Raw genomic sequence first — 18,217 nt, 5'->3', positions numbered from 1 at the left:
GGGATCTTGCCGATGTTCTTGAAATATTCGCTCATTGTTTTTTCCTCCATATGTATAAAAATTATAAATTGATCTCTGTTTCGGCGCACTTGCTGCCGCAGAGCTTTTCACTTGTTTCATCGGGCTGATGAGTGCCTGCATACAGGGTAAATCTGCTGCCATAGCATTTTCTCTCGCCCTTTTCGTCAACAGCGGTAAATGCCCTTTCGGGAACGGGTATTGAAACGGTGAGCTTCTCGCCCGCCTCAAGACGGATTCGTTTAAATCCGCAAAGGCTCACGTTCGGAACAGCATTTTCGCTGTAGTCCTTGATGTAAAGCTCAATAACGTCCTCGGTGGCAGTTTTTCCTCTGTTCTCGGCAGTTACATTTGCAATGCCGTCTTTGTATTCAACAGATGTGCATACTACTTCTCCGTAAGTAAGACCGAAGCCGAAGGGATAAAGTACATTATTCTCCGCATAGCGGTAAGTGCGGTTCTTCATGGAGTAATCGGTAAATTCGGGAAGCAGCTCGGATTTTTCATAGAATGTAACAGGCAGCTTACCGGAGGGGCTAACATCACCGAAAAGAATATTAGCAAGAGCCTTACCGCCCTCGGAGCCTGGATACCATGCGTGTATAAGAGCATCTGGGTCGCATTCGGTATTCACAGCACTTCCCGCAGCGCATACCACAACAACAGGCTTGCCTGTTTTTATTATCTTGTCAACGAGGATACGCTGGCTTTCGGGAAGACGGATATCATTCTTGTCACCCGAAGAAAACTCGTTTCCTGTGTCGCCCTCCTCGCCCTCGATGGTGGAGTCGAGACCCACGCAGAGAATGACCACATCGGCAATTTCAGCCGCCGCCAAAGCCTCCGCATATCTGTCGCCCGCCTGAGCAAGACCCGAGACCTTGTTCTTATAAAGGTGGCAGCCCTCCGCATAGATGACCCTGCCCTCAAACCTGTCCTGAATACCCTCAAGGAAGGTGATGTATCTGTCCGCAGTGCCGTTGTAATTTCCCTCGAGAGCAATTCTGCTGTTGCTGTTGGGACCGATAACGGCAATGGTCTTTATCTTGTTTTCATCAAGGGGAAGAATGCCCTTGTTTCTCAGCAGCACCATAGACCTTTCGGCGCACTCAAGAGATACTTTCTTATGCTCATCGCAGGAAACAATGTCATAAGGGATATCGTCATACTCGGTCTTTTCGTCGAACATACCCAGCCTTATGCGGGTCCTCATAAGATGAACGCAGGCTGTTCTGATATCCTCCTTAGTAACAAGCCCCTCGTCAAGAGCAGCAAGCACATTAACATATGTACAGCCGCAGTTCACATCGCAGCCTGCCGTAAGAGCCAGCGCAGCGGACTCCACCGCATTTTTCGTAAGACCGTGATGCTCGTGGAAATCCCTGATAGCCCAGCAGTCGGAAACGAAATAACCGTCAAAGCCCCATTCCCTGAGCTTGCCCATAAGGAACTCGCTTGCACAGGAGCCTTCACCGTTGACCCTGTTGTATGCGCCCATAACGCTTTCGACCCTTGCTTCCTTGACAAGGGCTTCAAATGCGGGAAGATAGGTCTCCTCGATATCCTTGGGAGTCGCCTCCGCATTAAACTCGTGACGGATAGCCTCGGGACCGCTGTGAACAGCAAAATGCTTGGCGCAGGCAGCAGTCCTCAGCACCTCCTTGTCACCCTGGAGACCCTTCACATATGCCTTTCCGTTCTCGGCAGTAAGGAAGGGGTCCTCGCCGTAGGTCTCGTGACCCCGTCCCCATCTTGGGTCTCTGAAAATGTTGATGTTGGGAGCCCAGAGAGTAAGACCCTTGTAGATGTCCCTGTCGCCGTGCTTTGTGTAAGCGTTGTATTTTGCCCTTGCCTCGGCAGAGGTAATGTCTCCCGCCTTTTCCACAAGCTCCGTGTCAAACATAGCCGCCATACCTATTGCCTGGGGGAACATGGTAGCAACGCCCGAGCGTGCAAGACCGTGGAGGCCCTCGTTCCACCAGTTATAGGCAGGAATGCCCAGCCTCGGAACGGAAGGAGCGTCATATCTCAGCTGACTTGCCTGCTCCTCCACAGTCATTTCGTCAACGAGAGCCTCCGCCCTTTCAAGAGGGGAGAGGGAAGTGTCCAAATATTTTTTCATTTTTAGTACCCGTCCTTTCGGATAATATTTTCGTATTTTAATTTATCAGTTCCTTAATGCGGCATCCGATATCGTCCATCATATCGGAGGGCTCGGCATTGCCGCTGTTGTCCAGAAGACACCACTGCTCGGTAAGTACCGCCTCCTCGCCGCAGGCATATCTGCGCTTTTCGCCCAGAAGCTCACATTCAAGGAAAAGGTTGTTGGTGTATACTTCAAAGTTGCAGGAATAATCTGGATAGCAAACGTCCTTGTATTCGGGAATGCATTTGGCGAAGATCTGATCCTTCACCGCATAAGCCGCAAAGCCGTCCTCCAGATTAAAGCCAGCTTTAAAAGCCTTTCGAATGAAGCAGTCCTGCCTTATGCGGACTTCGGAGTTGCTCATTCTGAATCTGCTGTCATAAATATCGGAATAATCCCACAGGCTCATAACTCTGTTGGGCAGATAGCCTCTCTTGTCGGTATTAACGGGAATCATACAAACGCCGCCGTCGGAAAGGCTTGTCACCGACCAGGGAGCAAACTCTGCGTCATTTTCGGAAATATTTTTTATCTTGTGAGTAAGCTTCACCACAGGCGCAGACTCGTCCATCTCAACAATGATGGTAAATTCCTTGCCGAAGGGGGTAACGGGGGGCGTCAGGATAAGCTCCTTTTCGGAAACGCTGTAGCTTACGCTGCCGTTATCGGGATAATAGGTCTCGGGATTTACCTCGGGAGCGCACCATATCCTGTGACCGCCGTAAGCCACCCAGCAGCCGTATTCGCCTGCAGGCTCGGTAAAGCGGCGGCTTATGTCCTCAAACAGAACGTTTTCCTTGCCGCTCAGGGAGAAATAAATTATCCTCGGACCAACATCAACGGTCACGCCCAGGGAGATAATGCCGTTGTCCAGAAAAATGCAGTTGCCGAAATTCTTGTACTGCCGTTTAGAAACGCTGACGCTCATAATAATGACCAACCTTCCATAAAAGCCTGCGTTTACGTCTGAAACGCAGGGCGGCAGAAGGACTTTTTTCCGCCGGCGTTCATCGGACGTATTGTTTGTATAAATTATATAACAAACATCCGATATTTACTAACCGTTTTTTGCGTTTTTGGTTTCACATATTGTGCTGTTTTACAACCGCGCTTTTGTACATTCCTACAAAAATCAGCTTATGAGTATTGCAATTTTTTACAAGACGTGTTATTATAATAATATCGTAAAAGGATTGCGCAAAAAAATTATGCATATTTTCTTGGAAATACCCCCTGCCATATCAATTTATGCATTATAATTTCGGAAGAAAGGTGAGGCTTATATGATCGTACATCTTAACGGCGATTTTGAAACAGTTGACTATGTTCAGAACCGAAGCGTTCTTTTATACGACAATATCGAGAATGAAGAATACCCTCTCCACTGGCACAATGCCATTGAGATAATAATGCCCCTCACAAACGGCTTTGAAGCGATCTGCGGCGGAAAGGACTATAAGCTTTGCGAAAGAGATATCCTTATAATACCGGGCGGAACTATGCATAATCTGAAAGCTCAGTCAGGCAGAAGGCTTATTTTTCAGTGCGACAATAATTCGCTTATCGGAAACCCCGCTCTGTCCGAGCTTTACTCGGTGCTGTCCGAGCCTGTGCTTATAAATTCGGAATATGACAAGGAATTTCTTCGGTCAATGAACAATATCCTTGAGGAGATATATGTGCTCTATTCCAATTTCAGCGATGTGACCGAGGTATATATCTACATAAAGCTGGTAACGCTGCTTGCAAGGGTAAAGGAGTATCAGCTCAGCGAGATAAAATATGACGACGGCGGAAAATATGCGGACAAGTTCCGTCTTATACTCAAATACATCGAGCAGAATTATGCAAACGATATAACTCTTGAGGAGCTGGCAAGCATAGCAGGCTACAGCACCTATCATTTTTCCAGGATATTCAAGAAATACAGCAGCACCACCTTTATAAACTTCCTGAACCGCCGCAGGATAAAAGCGGCAGAGCTGCTTCTTCTCGAAAGCGGCAGCTCCATAACCGACGTGGCAATGCAGGTAGGCTTTGCAAGTCTCACCACGTTCAACAGAGTGTTCAAAAGCATAAACGGCTGTACTCCCTCGGAATACAAGAAGCTCTACAGAACAACGGGAACCTCGGAAAGCTTCAAATAACATATCTGACCCGCATACTCGCAAAGCTATATTTTTGCGAGTATAGTTATTATAGCACAAACGTTCTGAAATGTCAATACCTTTTCCGTAAAAACTGTATATCAAAATATTTTTGTAGAAACAAACAAATGAAAGTGCGAATTGTTGTCATATCATACAAAAGCCCGAAGCCTCTGCACGCCGCAAAGCCTTCGGGCTTTTGTCCTTTACCTGTCACCTTCCGAGCGTTTCACCCGTTTAACAGCGTACATCTGCTCATCGCCCAGCTTGAGAAGCTCCTCAAGGGAGGAATGTGCGGAGATGTCCGCTAAATAAACGCCGCAGCTTGCGCTCAGAACGTAAGGCTTGCTTTCGGTGCGGTTAAATTCATCGAGCCCCGCCATCAGCCTGCTTTGGAAAAGTTCAGCCTTCTTCGCGGAATAATCGGGAGCAAAAATATAAAATTCATCGCCGCCCGTTCGACCCGCCGTTTCTTTTTCGGTGCAGCAGCCCGAGATTATGCGTCCCAGCGCCCTGATCGCATAGTCGCCCTCAGCGTGACCGTAAACATCGTTTATGTGCTTGAGCCTGTCCATATCTATCACAATGGCAGCCGCCTCGGCAGGGGATTTTTTTGCTTTTTCAAAGGCAGCCTGAGCATTTTTTTCAAAGCCCCGCCTGTTGAGCATACCCGTAAGCTTGTCGTGGATGCTCTCGCTTTCAAGCTCCCGCATAAGCTGACGGATATTATTTTTATGGAGCAGCGACTCCAGCGAAACTGCAATATTCAGGAGCCAAATATTGTAAAACTCGTTGAAGGGTTCGTCTGAGACCATTTTTATGGCACTGTACCCGAAGCAGTGGCTGCCGAAATGAAGATGTGATATGTAATAGCAGGAGGTGTCATCGCCTGTCTCGGGTGGGAGAAATTCGGAAACGGGGAAAATGCCCCGGGGCCGTTCCGAGGTGCCGTACATATCCATCCATATGGCAGGCAAGGTCTGAGCGGAAGGGGAGTCAAAGGCGTTTTCATATGAAACATTTCCGTTTTCATCGCAGTAAGCAAACAGGAAAAATTTTTCAAAGCCGCCGAAATTGCAGCAGTATCTTGAAAAAGTGTCGGCTATCTGACCGATATCGGAGACCCGGTTCATTTCAAGCATTGCCGCCTCTGTGTCATAAATGTGATATCTGAAATTACGCGACCCGGTAAGAATACCGTTTCTCTGAACACATTCGTCTCTCAGCTTATCTCTGCAGCAGCCGCAGGAATATCCGTAATTATTTCTTGTGGGAAGAGTGACTGTCCTTTCTCGTTTTTTTCCTTTGAGCAGATCGTCAATGATCGAAAGAGCGGCATATGCAGCGTCGGAGACCTTTCTTTCGATGGTGGAGATACGGGGAAAGAATATTTTTCCCTCGTCAGTACCGTCGCAGCCCGAAATGCATACGTCCTCGGGCACTCTTACGCCCCTTTTTTCAAACTCTGTGCAGAGCGAGACCGCCATATGGTCATTGGCGCAGATTATTGCCTGGGGCACACCCCTTTCAATAAAGAAGTCAGCAGCCTCTTTGCTCCTGCCGTACCAGAAATCCCCGTGGAATATCCCTTCGCCCTCCTCGGGGAGACCGTTATCCTTCATGGCGGCTTTGAACGCCGAAAGTCTTTCAACAGAGTCGGGGTGCCCTTCGATACCAGACATATAGCCGATTTTTGTAAATCCGTGGTGCTTAGCGAAATGCTCCACCATTTCCGTAATACCGATCTTATTGTCAAACAGCACCTCGTAAAAATCCTCACAGGGCTGGCTTATAACAACAACGGGGCAGCTGCATTTTGCGACACGGCGATGAATTTTTTTCCTGATATCATCGGAAAAGATGTTGCTGTTTTCAAATATGATGCCGTCGAGGCGGTCGAAGGGGATAATGTCAAGAAGCCTGTCCTCGTATCTTCCGTAATCGTCATATTTTTCGCCTATCCTGCCGATAAAGTTGAATATAAGTACATTAAATCCGAAGCTTTTTGCAGCGATATTTATGGAACAGCACAGTTCTTGTTTGTAATCTCCGCCGATGCCGCATAAAAATACACCGATAGTTTTATGTGAATTTATCATATTATTCATCTCGCTCCGCTTGATTTGTATTATTTGTACAATATTATATCATATGGTGGAATAAATTTCAATACAAAAAGCTAAAAAAAGCTGCCCGAACGGACAGCTTTTTCATATTCATCATTCCTTGACGCCGCCAATCGTAAGACCTGCAACGAAATATTTCTGCAGGAAGGGATACAGGCAGATGATGGGCAGCGAGGTGATGACCGTAGCAGCCGCACGTACAGAGGTGGGCGTTACCATACCGCTGGCGTGTTCCATTGTCTGAGCATTCTGTCCCTTGCCCGAGGTGGTAACAGCGCTGAGCAGCTTCATCAGCTCGTATTGCAGAGTAGTGAGGTTGTCGCTCATACGGTTGTAGAGCATAGCGTCGAACCAGGAGTTCCACTGACCCACAGCGGTAAAGAGAGCGACCGTTGCGATAACAGGCATACAGAGGGGGAAGATTATCTTGATGAAAATGGTCATATGTCCCGCGCCGTCTATCTCGGCGGACTCGCTGAGGCTTTCGGGGAGACCATTCATATATGTACGGATCACCAGCATATTGAATGCGCTGACCATTCCGGGGAGAATGTACACCGCAAAGCTGTTAGTGAGTCCCAGTGCCTTATATACGAGGAACACGGGGATAAGACCGCCCGAAACGTACATCGTGATAACGTAAAGCAGTGAAAGCTGCTTTTTGAATATGAAATTCTTTCGGCTGAGAACATAAGCAAGAAGAGCCGTAACGAATGTAGATGTGACCGTACCGATAACAGTTCTGAGGACCGATATCTTAGCCGCCGTAGGCATAAGCTCCTTGCTCAGCACCGCCTTGTAGTTATCCAGGGTGAACATTCTGGGGAAAAGATGGATACCGCCTCTCAGAGCGTCCGTTCCGTCATTGAAGGAAACAGCCACCGTATTCAGAAGAGGGTACAGCATGGTGATGGTGAAAACTATCATTATGATAAGGTTAACTGTGTCGAAAATAATGTCGCCTGTTGTTCTTCGGCTGAGGAATGGGTTTTTGCCCTTGCCGATGTCCTTTGCAGATTTGACATTATGCTCTATCTGCTTGGGGACCTTGTATTTGTTTGTCATAGCTTGTCTGCCTCCTTCCTTTAGAATAGGTGTTCCTCTCCCATTTTCTTAGCAAGCTGATTTGCTATCACGATGAGGATAAGGCTTACAACGCTCTTGAAGATACCTGCCGCCGTACCGAGGGAATAGTCCGCCTGGCTGATACCATACTTGAGCACGTAGATATCGATGGTCTGTGAAACGCTCTGCACAAGTCCGTTGCCCAGGAGGTACTGTACTTCAAAGCCTGCATTGAGCACATTGCCTATGTTCATAATGAGCAGGATAAAGAAGGTGGGCTTGATACCGGGGAGAGTGATGTGCCAAATTTTAGCAAGCCTGCCCGCACCGTCAATGGAAGCCGCCTCGTAAAGGTCGGGGCTTATGGAGGTGATGGCAGCGAGATAAATGATACTGTTCCAGCCTGTTTCCTTCCAGACATTTGCAAATCCCACTATCCACCAGAACCACTTCGGGTCGGCAAGGAAATTAAAGGGCTTGTCTATGATATGAAGATTTACGAGCAGCTCGTTCACGATACCGTTCTCGGTGGAGAGAACGTCGAAAACGATACCCGTAACAATTACCCAGGAAAGGAAGTGGGGCAGATATGAGATAGTCTGAACAAGCTTCTTGCCCCTGTTGAACCGAAATTCGCTGAGCAGTATGGCAAAAAGGATCGCCGTTACCGTACCCAGCACAAGGTTGATAACGCCCATTGCAAGGGTGTTTCTGATGACCTTTAAGAACTGGTCGTTTGAGAAGAGAAACTTGAATTTGTCAAGTCCCACAAACTGCGAGTGCAGAAGACCCGATTTGGGCTTATAATTCTGGAATGCCATAAGCCAGCCGCCCAGAGGCACATAGCAGAAAATAATAACATAGATTATAAACGGTATTGAAAGCAGGATCAGTACCTTCTGATTTTTGAGCTGCTTCAGACTGATCTTCTGCTTCTTTTCCGCATTAAAAGGATTTCCCATAGCGAATTTTGCTCACTCCTTATTGTAAGCGGGCGGAACCGCTTTTTGGGAAACGGTTCCGCCGGACTTATACTGCCGTATTATTCAGCTGACTTATCAGCTTCCCTGTGCGACCTCAATTCTTCTCTGTACCTCTTCGGTAAGAGCGTTGAGATATGCCTCGGTATCGCATCTGTCATTGTAAACTGTGAGATATTCGCTCCATGCGGACTCGAAATCCTCGGAGATAACGACCTTGGGAAGGTACTCATGCTTTACCTCGTCCATATTTACCTTTGCAAGACCCCAGGGAGTTTCTGTGGTGAATGCATTGGAGTAGGACCACATGGGGAACCAGGGAGAATTTTCTCTTGAAGGATTGAGCATCTGAGTGTAGGTCTGAACGCCGTATGCGTCAAAGCACTTCTTAACGGGTTCGGGGAGAGCCTCATAGAACTCGGAGGGCTGGTTGTTTGCGTTGCAGGCATTGATGCCGTCGTGGTTCATACCCTCATAGTTGGGGAAGTAGGAGTAAGGACACATATTTGCATTGAGGTAAGACTGGTCAACAGCATTCTTGCGCATTTCCTCATTTCTGTAGAAAAGACCGTTCTCGTCAACCAGGTAATCTATGCCTTCCTGACCCCAGTTGCGGAGTGTGAGTATCTCGGGAGAAAGAAGATCGTCGATAAACTTCATAGCGCCTTCAATGTCATCGCAGCTTGTGGTGATACCGATACCGCCTGTTGCGTCAAGAGCGGACTCGCTGTGGTAACGCTCCTCAATGCCCTTGTCGATAACAACGCCTACAGGTACGTATGTGCAGTTGTCAAGACCCTGCTGCTTGATAGCGTTCTCGGCGTCCTGGAAGTTCCAGTGCTGGTCAACCATACCGCAGACACGTCCGGAAGAAAGCTTAGCGATGTACTGGTCATAGTTGAGGGTGAAGGTCTCGGGGTCGATAATGCCCTTCTTGTATTCTTCGTTGAGCTTTTGGAAATATCTCTTTGCGGTGGGGGTGGTGTTGTAGTCGATAGCCTGATGTGTGGTCTCGTCAACTATGCAGCAGCCGTCGTTGGGATAACCGTCAAGGAAGAAGGGAGCATTCTCAAGGCAGAAATATCTCCAGTCATCGGTAAGTATCTCATAGCCGATATTGGGAGTTCCGTCCTCCATTGTGGGGTTAGCTTCAATGTATCTTTCGATAACGTCGAAGTATTCGTCAAGTGTCTCGATCTTGGGATAGCCTGCCCACTCGAGAACTCTTGTCTGTATCCAGAAGGCTTCATCGTTATGTATCGTGCCTGTATCGTACATATAAACATTGCCGAACTGAGGGATAATGTAGATGTGACCGTCAGCATTTCTGATCTGGTTCCATTCGGCGTCGGAGTAGAAATTCTTGATGTTGGGGTAATTGTCCCAGTACTGGTCGATGGGGATAAGTGCGCCTGCGTCGATAAGAGTTGTGCTTCCGCTGGAGCCTACGATAAAGTCGGTGTACTCGCCGCCTGCTATCATAACGCCGATAGCCTCCTCAGCGGTCTGACCCGTGAGCCATGTTTCCTTGCACTTTGCGCCGATCTTCTCGGCAATTACGTTCTGGACTCTGTTGTCCGAGTTCAGCTCATTTCCCGGAACCGCAAAGAATGCTGTAAATTCCTTTATCTCTCCCGAAGAAGCTGTGCTGCCGCCTTCGGAAGATGTGCCTGCGTTTGCGGCTGTTCCGTCACCGTTTCCTCCTGCTGTGCTGCCGCAGCCTGCCATTCCTGCCATCATAAGGAAAGCAAGTGATAAAGCTGCGATTGACTTGATTTTTTTCATTTTTCCAACCTCCATAGTTAAATTAAAAAATGTTGTGACCAAAATAACCAAATCTTGCTTTTGATTTATGATTTGATTATAGCATTATAGATTATATTTGTAAATATCAAAGGCAAAATCAAGCAAAAATTGGTAAATTCTCGTATGGTTTAAACAATATTTGATAAATAGACATATAAGGTTAAAATATCATCGCAATAAATGATTAAAAAGCCGCAAATTTTGGATAGCAATCATTATGAAAAATGTTTATAATAATAATTGCCAATAAATCAATGCACTGCTAATAAAAGCATTGCTAATTCTTTCTTCATTTCTTCTCTTTCTCCTAAAAAACCGAGGGGCTGCTGCTATTTTAAGCAACAGCCCCTCGGTTTTTTGCGGATAAAAATATCATTCCGGTCTGTCGGAAAATCTGCTCTGAAATGATTTCAGGTCGGAGTTCAGCTGCCTTGCAAGATCAAGGTCAAGCAGCCACCCTATTACATGAACAAGGCAGAAAATTATAAGTACGGAAAGAGCAAAGCTTGCGGTAAGAGGGAGATCTTCGGGGTCAAGGCATTGTTTTCCCAGCCCGAAAAATATGAGTATTATCTCTATCGCAATAAGCTGCAGTATTTCTCTTGCGACATACTGCTTTAGTGTAAGCTCTTTTTTTGAGTACGTACAAAGCATAGGGATAAGAGCGACAGCTGCATAGATAAGCGGAGAAAGAAAGGCTTCATATCCGAATTTTTCATCGGGGCGGAATATTTCTCCCAGAATGAAGGTAGCCGCGTTTATCAGCGCAGCAACAATGAAATAAACGGACAGCACCGACCTTAAATGTTCTTTGAAACTCATACTTCATCACCCCTTAATGTCCTTTTCAGCTCGGGCACATATTTGCGTGAGATGATAAGCTCCTCGCCGTTTGACAGAACTGCGCTGAAACGTCCGCCCAGCGCGGGCTTTACGGAGCTTATCTTCATAAGATTAACAAGTGCGGCTTTGGATATCCTCAGAAAATGCTTCGGTTTTAGCTGCTCCTCAAGCTCGTATATCCTCTGCTTTGATTCGTATACCTTTGACGATGTGTAGATAAACGTCCTGTTGTCTACAGACTCGATATACAGTATTTCGGAGACACCGATGCCGTACTGCCTGCCCTCGAGCATTCCCGTGAGCTGTCCCTGCCTTGAGCTTACAAAAGCTGCTATCTCGCGGACGGTGTCGGTTTCCTTGTGGCAGCGTATGTCCACAAGCTCCCTTTCGTCCTCGGGGATCCTGCTGATTTTAACGTCCATATCATGATATGTCGGTGCATTCCTGTACAATAAATTCACCTTCGCCTTTCAGATACCTGTCAAAAAATCCAAGTGTTATACTGTTTACAGTCATCATACATTCGGAAGCGTCCACCGTGCCTGTTCCCAGCATTGCTGCAAGAGGGGGAGAGTACATGGGGAGGTCGGTATAGTTCATATGACCTGTTCCGGGAATGTAAGTCCTGTAGCCGCATACCGTATTATCGTGTACGGTATTGTTTGCATAGGGGATATCTTCTGCTCTCGCCTGCTCTGCGGAGAAATGATGCTCCTCGTTATCGAAGGATAAAAGGGGAGTGGTGTAAGGCTCCTCGTTTATGATATCCCGCTCGTTCTCAACGCCCAGCACCTCTCCTATCATTGTTCCGTCAAGGTCGATGACTGCGCTTATATCGTCTCTCGTCCTGCCCAGAGACACAGCAGCCGCTCCGCCCAGGGAATGTCCCATAACTCCGATTTTTTCGGTATCGGTCACAGAAAGTGCGGCGAGGATATTCTCATTCTGTCCTTCTTCTGTGTACCAGTATTCGGGAAGTGCGCTTTCGCCCGCAGCTGACTTTACCGAATTTATCACAAGATCAATATCGTCGCAGCGGAGCTTCACCCACCGGGAGGATAATTCAAATATAGTCTCTTCGGAGGTGCCCTCTGTATTGATGAGAGCGATGCTGTTTAAAAATTCGGGGTCAACGGTTATGGTATTTCCGCCGGTATCCTTTGTAAAAAGAGAATGATAGGGGTGCTCTGTGCTTATGACCACATAGCCGTTTGACGCAAGCTCGGTGAAGGTGGAGAAATTGCTCTGATTATATCCGAATGCGCCGTGGGAAAAGATGACAAGGGGAAATTTTTCGTTCTCGCCGGCATTTGCGGGATAGTAGAAATAAACGGGTACCTCACGCTTTGAGCCGTCAGCTTCAAATTCTTCTGTCCTGCTCTGGTCAATGAGAATGGCATTTCCCTCTGCTATCTCATATTCCCCCGAAACGGGCAGTCCGCTGTAATCGCTTATCACAAAAGACGGTATCAGGCTGCCCGAGATAAGAAGTACCGAAAGCAGCGCACTGAGTATCATCATTGCGGGGTGCTTGCTTTTTTCCTCTTTATTTCTTATTATCATCATGCCGATAAAGGCAATGATAATGCGGAGCACAAGCAGGATAAACAGCCCCGTAAAACGGAAGCTCATATCTATCCCCGGGGCGATGAGCATAATAAGAAATAATGCCAGCTGACCCCCGCTGCAGATAAGTCTGCCCGTCTGCCAGCCCTTTTTATCCGCTCTGCGGCGTATTGCCGTGAATGCGAAGGCTGCTTCAAAAATGCAAAGTAAAATAAGTAAGATGGTGTTCATAATAGCTCTCCTTTTATGTTGATGTTCTGATTATAACAGCAACGAAAGGGAGAATCAAGCTTATGACGTGTGAAATGCAATTATCCGCTGTGAAATGCAGAATGACTGATTTTTATTATAATAGGCGTTGCGGAGTTTGTCAATATACACCCGGAGCTATATAGTTTCAAAGCTATATGCATATCTGATTTTAATATTTGCCAAAGTATAAAAGCGGTGGTATCATATTATCGGGGAGTTGATGAAATGGCACTGATGATACTTGACCGCATAGCTGTAATGCTTGCCTATATGATACCGGGGTATGTTCTTTATAAAAAAAGAATTATCTCGGACCAAGGCGCAAAGGATATCGGAAAGCTGCTTATCTATATTATCCTGCCCGCTGCTATCATAAATTCCTACAATATGGGATACACCCCTGAAAGAGCCATGGGACTGCTTTTGTCTTTCCTTGCGGCTGCAGCGGCACTTGCATTGTCGGTCATATTGTCGCGGCTGCTTTTCGGCGGAAAGCAGCCCATAGAAAGCTTCGGCGCGGCGTTTTCAAATGCAGGCTTTATGGGGATACCCCTCATATCATCTGTCATCGGACAGGAAGCGGTATACTATGCCGCAGCATTTGTGGCTATCCTGAACATTCTGCAATGGACATACGGCGTGTATCTCATAACGGGGAATAGGTCAGCGGTATCCGCAAAAAAAATTCTCTTAAATCCCGTTATCATAAGCTTTTTCATCGGCGTTATTTTATTTTTCCTGCCCGTAAGGCTGCCTGCTTTCATATCGGATATCCTCGGGACTATCTCGCAGATGAATGCTCCCATATCAATGCTTACAGTGGGAACTTATCTTGCGCAGGTGCCCATCGGGGAGATATTTACCGATAAGAAGGGCTATGCTGTTTCCGCTGCAAGACTGCTTGTTATCCCGCTGCTGACGGCTGTTATGCTTGCGGTGCTGCCTTTTGGCGATGATACTATGAGGCTTACGGTGATAATTCTTGCGGCGGCGCCTGTGGGCTCAAACGTGGCAGTCTATGCGCAGATATACGGGGGAGATCACAAAAGAGCTGTACGCGAGACAGTGCTGAGCACCCTTCTGTGCGTCCTGACAATGCCGCTTGTTATCGGAATTTCCGAGCGTATTCTGCAAAATATCCCATAATGATATCGCGGCAGCTTTTTACCGCTTCGGAGACATATTTATTTTCATTTGCCGCCAGATGGACAAAGCGCTCCATAGGCATATCGGAAACATATCTGAATACGAGACCGTCACAGAAAAGGTCTGCCCATGTGAATTTCGGAACAAAGGCGGCTCCCATATCCATTTTCAGCAGCTCACGCATAAGCGCGGGAGAATCAACATATGCAGAGATATTCGGACGGAAATTTGCATTTTCGCAAAAATGTGATATGATATGATATAGGCTGCATTCCCTGCTCAGACTTAAAAAACTGCATTGCCCGAGATCGCGGCGGCATATCTCGAATTTGCAGGCAAGAGGGTGAGACTCGGGCAGGACAATGCCCAGGGGCTCTCTCATAAGCAGCTCCGAAGAGCCGCTGTGCTCCGCAATATCCGAGTATATCATCAGGTCCGCGTCCTCGCAGCCGCTCTGGAAGATATGGGGCATGATACGGCTGTCCTTTTCGCGTATCTTCTTGATTATCTCGGGGATAAGCAGCGAAGCGGAGCGCACTGAGATATTAACGTCGGATGTCCCTTCCCCCTTTAATTCCTCAAGCTCAAGACGGGCATTTTCAATCGAAGCGGTTATTTCATCGCAGTATTTCAGAAAGACCCTGCCTGCTTTGTTCAGAGTTATCTTCCTGCCCTTCCTGTCAAAAAGAGGGACTCCAAGCTCGTCCTCCAGCCGCTTCAGAGTCTGGCTCAGTGAGGGCTGGGCGATATATAGCTGCTCAGCCGCCTTTGAAATATTTTCTGTCTCTGCGATAACGCGAAAATATTTTATCTGCAAAAGCTCCATATAAAGATCACCTGCTAATATAATTTCAAAGCTATGTAATACCTGATATATTATATCATATAACCAATATAAATTCAATAGGGAGGAAAATAAAAATGACCGACAAGGAGATCAAGGTTGAACGCTACAGAGAGGAAAACAAGACTGCCGTAAAGGGTCAGACCGTTTTCACAGGGTCGTCCCTTATGGAGATGTTTCCCATAAACAAGCTGCTTAAAGAGCACGGAGATGATACGATCATCTATAACCGCGGAGTGGGCGGATTTCTTTCCGACGAGCTTCTTGCAGTCATAGACGTATGCGCCATTGATCTTATGCCCTCAAAGGTATTTATCAATATCGGCACCAACGACCTCAGCTGGTCAACTATTCCCATAAGCAGCCTTATGGACAACTATGACAGGATGATCACAGCTATCGAGAGTGCCGTTCCCCATGTGAAAATTTATCTTATGGCATATTATCCCGTAAATTATGAAGCGGCTGCCGAGGAGATGAAGGAATGTCTCAGGATACGGACCAATGAGAAAATAACCGCCGCCAATGTCTGCGTAAAAGAGCTGGCAGAAAAGCACGGGCAGCGCTACATAGACATCAACCGCAACCTCAAGGACGAGCAGGGCAGGCTCAGGGCTGAGTTTACCATAGAGGGTATGCACATCAACGAGGACGGCTATCGTGCGGTGTACGATGATATTATGGCATATGTGAAGGAATAATTTGGAATAAAAAACGGTATCTCGTCCGCGGAGGAGAGGTACCGTTTTTTTCTCATTAACAACGTTAAGCCCGACTATCCCGGTCATTTTCCTTCTTGGTATTATTTGACATTATATGCACCTTGCTGCAAATGGTTTTTAAAACTATTTACAAAAATAATTTTTTTCTGTAATAAAATGTTGCATTTTGGCGAAAAATAGGGTATAATTTATATAACCAAAAGTTTGGGTCATAAAAATAAGTTAGGGGTATATGTATCATGGCATCAAATAATGAAATTGCCGGGAAGGCGGCGGCTTCTCTCGGCTTGAGCTTTGACAAAAAAAGGGGAGTGGGCTACGGACAGTACGGCGGCTTTACAATGCTCATAAAGCCCTGTGAGCCAAATTCAGCGAAAAATATCATCAGCCTGTATTTCTACGCACAGAAGGACGGTATGGCTGCTGACAGGGACATTGTTGCAGGCGCGGGGCTTCCCGACGGAGTTACATATGATGTAATAGATTTCTTTCATACTTTTGATGTGAAGGTCACATTCAAGTCATCGGATGTAATTCAAAAGCTTGTGCAGACCGCTGAAATATCTGCCGCGGCTCTTTCCTCCGCGGGCTATGTCAACTGCAGCGGCAGGGGCGAGGAGGGGCAGACCGATATTTATTCCCATAAAGGAAGTTATCTTTTCCTGACTCCCGCAAACGCTGCTGAAACAGCTTCCGGGCTCAACAGCGCAAAGACCGAATACGATGAGATAGTTGAAAATCGTCTGATGGGCGTTATCGGCGGACTGGTCGGCTCTCTGGCAGGCGTGCTGGTGATACTTCTTATCGGAAGGCTTGGAAGAGTTTCCATGCTTGGCGGTCTGGTGATGGGCTTTGTATCTATCCTCGGCTACAAGAAGCTGGGTCACAAGCTTTCGGCGGCAGGAGCTGTTATATGCACCGTTATCGCGGTCATAATGAGCTATCTTGCATTCAGGGTAGATACGGCTATCGACCTTTGGGATATGTTCAAGGATGTTGAAGATGCGGCTGATTTCCCGTTTTCCTTTTACTTATTAAATTCCAAGCTCCTCTTCGAGATAGGCGAATCTCTTTCAACATATTACACGAATATGTTCCTCATAATGCTTTCGGGCGCAGGCGGAGCCGCAGCTGCTATCTGGGCTGACCATTTAGAGACTAAAAACAGCTTTAAGCTTGAAAAGCTGGGCGAATAAAAGGAGAATAAATTTATGAACGACAATAATATGAATTTCAAGGAAAAAGTTGACGATATCATAGCCGACCTGCTTTGCAGGATAAAGGATATCACCGACAGAAAGAGCTTCACGCCCATATTTTTCGGAATTGTTCTGGCGCTTGTTATCATAATATTTGCCATTGCAGGCAGCGGCTCAAGAACGCCTAAGCAGGAGATAACATTTACTTCATCGGCTGCAGCGGGATTTGAGGATTACGAAACAGAGCTGAAAAAGGATAAGGTCAAGATAAGACTCAGGATATCCGACATAAAAACACTTGACAAAAAAGGAAATGAGCTGCGTACAAGCAGCGTTTATGAGAATGAATATGACAGGAAAAGAATAATTGCCGATCTTATCATTACTAACAACAGCAAGAACGATATTGATATCGTATCTCCGACATATAGCGGCGGGATCGCTCTGGGCGGACTTATAAATCTGTCCGACAAGCAGGGCAAGGATGACTGCATGGCTCTCGGCAGCTTATATGACAGAAATGAAAATGCTCCCGTAAATAACGGCGAAGCAAGGGTGGGCAGCAAGGAAACAAAGGAGATAACGGTCTGTTTTGATTATCCTGCGGGATATATCAATAAGATAAACACCCTGATGTTCTGTTCGCCATGGGAGGACGGCGCAGGAGAAAAATGGGAGATAGCGGGAGTAGGAAAGCCCTATCTGTATTACAGATTTGAGAATGAAAAGCTTTTCCCCGAGGTCGTGCTTGGAACGGAGGTCACTGAGCCGCCGCTCACCGAGACTGCCCCTGCCGAAACAACAACTGCATATCACGGACAATACCCCTGGACAAAGATAAATGCAGACGACGGAGCGCTGTATTTTTTCAATAATAATGCCTCGGGAGAATATGAGCTTTCCCTTGAGCTCGCCGCGCCGTCATTGGTAAGAAACAGTCTGTATGTTCAGGAAAGCGGATATTCCAACTATCTTGACAGCGAATCTATCGTCGGTATCGTGCCTGAGATATCCAGTGAGGAGAGCGGTACGGAAAGGCTCAGGGTATATTTCAAGATAAATGACAGGCTGAAGGATAACACTCTCGGAACATATACAAAAGTATCCGATGAATTTAAGGGCATCAGGCGTCTTAACGTGTTTATGTATTTTGAAGACATGAATATGCTCCTGCCCGTGGAAACTCATCATGATGAGCAGAATGGACTTGTATGGGCTGAGACCGACAGCTTAGGTACATATGCTCTTGTAGATATGGAGCTCTGGCTTGACGGCCTTGGCATTTCACCCGAGGATGCACTTGAGCAGTAATAATAAAAAAAGCAGATACTTTCCCATAAAGGAGTATCTGCTTTTT

General features: G+C 46.7%; 15 protein-coding genes. 5 read left to right on the top strand and 10 right to left on the bottom strand.

What is annotated here, in order from left to right; translation table 11 throughout:
* Nucleotides 1-61: 61 nt before the first annotated feature.
* A complete protein-coding gene (locus ACI4J0_RS00665; protein WP_439763887.1) occupies nt 62-2,140 on the bottom strand; it encodes a glycoside hydrolase family 3 C-terminal domain-containing protein in 2,079 nt (692 codons plus the stop codon).
* Between the two features lie 37 nt (nt 2,141-2,177).
* Nucleotides 2,178-3,092 (bottom strand): hypothetical protein, encoded by a 915-nt coding sequence (locus tag ACI4J0_RS00660; protein ID WP_439763886.1) that lies wholly within the window; start codon nt 3,090-3,092, stop codon nt 2,178-2,180.
* Nucleotides 3,093-3,447: 355 nt separating this feature from the next.
* On the opposite strand from ACI4J0_RS00660, the gene ACI4J0_RS00655 reads away from it, so the two are divergent.
* On the top strand, nt 3,448-4,311 hold the full coding sequence (locus tag ACI4J0_RS00655) for an AraC family transcriptional regulator (RefSeq protein WP_439763885.1): 864 nt from the start codon (nt 3,448-3,450) through the stop codon (nt 4,309-4,311).
* Nucleotides 4,312-4,517: 206 nt separating this feature from the next.
* Here ACI4J0_RS00655 and ACI4J0_RS00650 read toward each other — a convergent pair whose 3' ends face one another.
* The 7 genes from ACI4J0_RS00650 to ACI4J0_RS00620 form a co-directional block, all read right to left on the bottom strand.
* The gene (locus ACI4J0_RS00650; RefSeq protein WP_439763884.1) at nt 4,518-6,410 is read right to left on the bottom strand and encodes a substrate-binding and GGDEF domain-containing protein; all 1,893 of its coding nucleotides are present in this window, start codon (nt 6,408-6,410) and stop codon (nt 4,518-4,520) included.
* A 120-nt stretch (nt 6,411-6,530) separates the two neighbouring features.
* Nucleotides 6,531-7,364, bottom strand: a complete 834-nt coding sequence (locus tag ACI4J0_RS00645; RefSeq protein WP_439763889.1) for a carbohydrate ABC transporter permease — start codon at nt 7,362-7,364, stop codon at nt 6,531-6,533.
* A 158-nt stretch (nt 7,365-7,522) separates the two neighbouring features.
* Entirely contained in the window at nt 7,523-8,464 is a 942-nt protein-coding gene (locus tag ACI4J0_RS00640) for an ABC transporter permease (protein WP_439763883.1), read from the bottom strand.
* Nucleotides 8,465-8,560: 96 nt separating this feature from the next.
* Nucleotides 8,561-10,267: an extracellular solute-binding protein gene (locus ACI4J0_RS00635; protein WP_439763882.1), complete on the bottom strand. Its 1,707-nt coding sequence runs from the start codon at nt 10,265-10,267 to the stop codon at nt 8,561-8,563.
* 393 nt (nt 10,268-10,660) lie between these two features.
* Nucleotides 10,661-11,110, bottom strand: a complete 450-nt coding sequence (locus ACI4J0_RS00630; RefSeq protein WP_439763881.1) for a hypothetical protein — start codon at nt 11,108-11,110, stop codon at nt 10,661-10,663.
* Nucleotides 11,107-11,583 (bottom strand): LytTR family DNA-binding domain-containing protein, encoded by a 477-nt coding sequence (locus tag ACI4J0_RS00625; protein ID WP_439763880.1) that lies wholly within the window; start codon nt 11,581-11,583, stop codon nt 11,107-11,109. The genes ACI4J0_RS00630 and ACI4J0_RS00625 overlap by 4 nt, the downstream gene beginning before the upstream one ends.
* Entirely contained in the window at nt 11,555-12,928 is a 1,374-nt protein-coding gene (locus tag ACI4J0_RS00620) for an alpha/beta hydrolase family protein (RefSeq protein WP_439763879.1), read from the bottom strand. Before ACI4J0_RS00620 ends, ACI4J0_RS00625 begins: the two co-directional genes overlap by 29 nt.
* A 246-nt stretch (nt 12,929-13,174) precedes the next feature.
* Between ACI4J0_RS00620 and ACI4J0_RS00615 the strand changes: the two genes are divergently transcribed.
* On the top strand, nt 13,175-14,095 hold the full coding sequence (locus ACI4J0_RS00615) for an AEC family transporter (protein ID WP_439763878.1): 921 nt from the start codon (nt 13,175-13,177) through the stop codon (nt 14,093-14,095).
* Here ACI4J0_RS00615 and ACI4J0_RS00610 read toward each other — a convergent pair.
* Nucleotides 14,055-14,921 carry a LysR family transcriptional regulator gene (locus tag ACI4J0_RS00610; protein WP_439763877.1) on the bottom strand — a complete coding sequence of 289 codons (867 nt, stop codon included), beginning with the start codon at nt 14,919-14,921 and terminating at the stop codon, nt 14,055-14,057. The genes ACI4J0_RS00615 and ACI4J0_RS00610 overlap by 41 nt on opposite strands.
* A 95-nt stretch (nt 14,922-15,016) precedes the next feature.
* Between ACI4J0_RS00610 and ACI4J0_RS00605 the strand changes: the two genes are divergently transcribed.
* From ACI4J0_RS00605 to ACI4J0_RS00595, 3 genes are all read left to right on the top strand, one after another.
* The gene (locus ACI4J0_RS00605) at nt 15,017-15,640 is read left to right on the top strand and encodes a GDSL-type esterase/lipase family protein (protein ID WP_439763876.1); all 624 of its coding nucleotides are present in this window, start codon (nt 15,017-15,019) and stop codon (nt 15,638-15,640) included.
* Between the two features lie 260 nt (nt 15,641-15,900).
* Entirely contained in the window at nt 15,901-16,857 is a 957-nt protein-coding gene (locus tag ACI4J0_RS00600) for a hypothetical protein (RefSeq protein ID WP_439763875.1), read from the top strand.
* Nucleotides 16,858-16,872: 15 nt separating this feature from the next.
* Entirely contained in the window at nt 16,873-18,171 is a 1,299-nt protein-coding gene (locus ACI4J0_RS00595) for a hypothetical protein (protein ID WP_439763874.1), read from the top strand.
* The last annotated feature ends 46 nt before the right edge of the window (nt 18,172-18,217 follow it).

This window comes from Huintestinicola sp., from assembly GCF_051882455.1.
Lineage (GTDB): Bacteria > Bacillota > Clostridia > Oscillospirales > Ruminococcaceae > Huintestinicola.
Note: the sequence above shows the minus strand (reverse complement) of the source record. Positions and strands in the feature narration are given on the sequence as shown.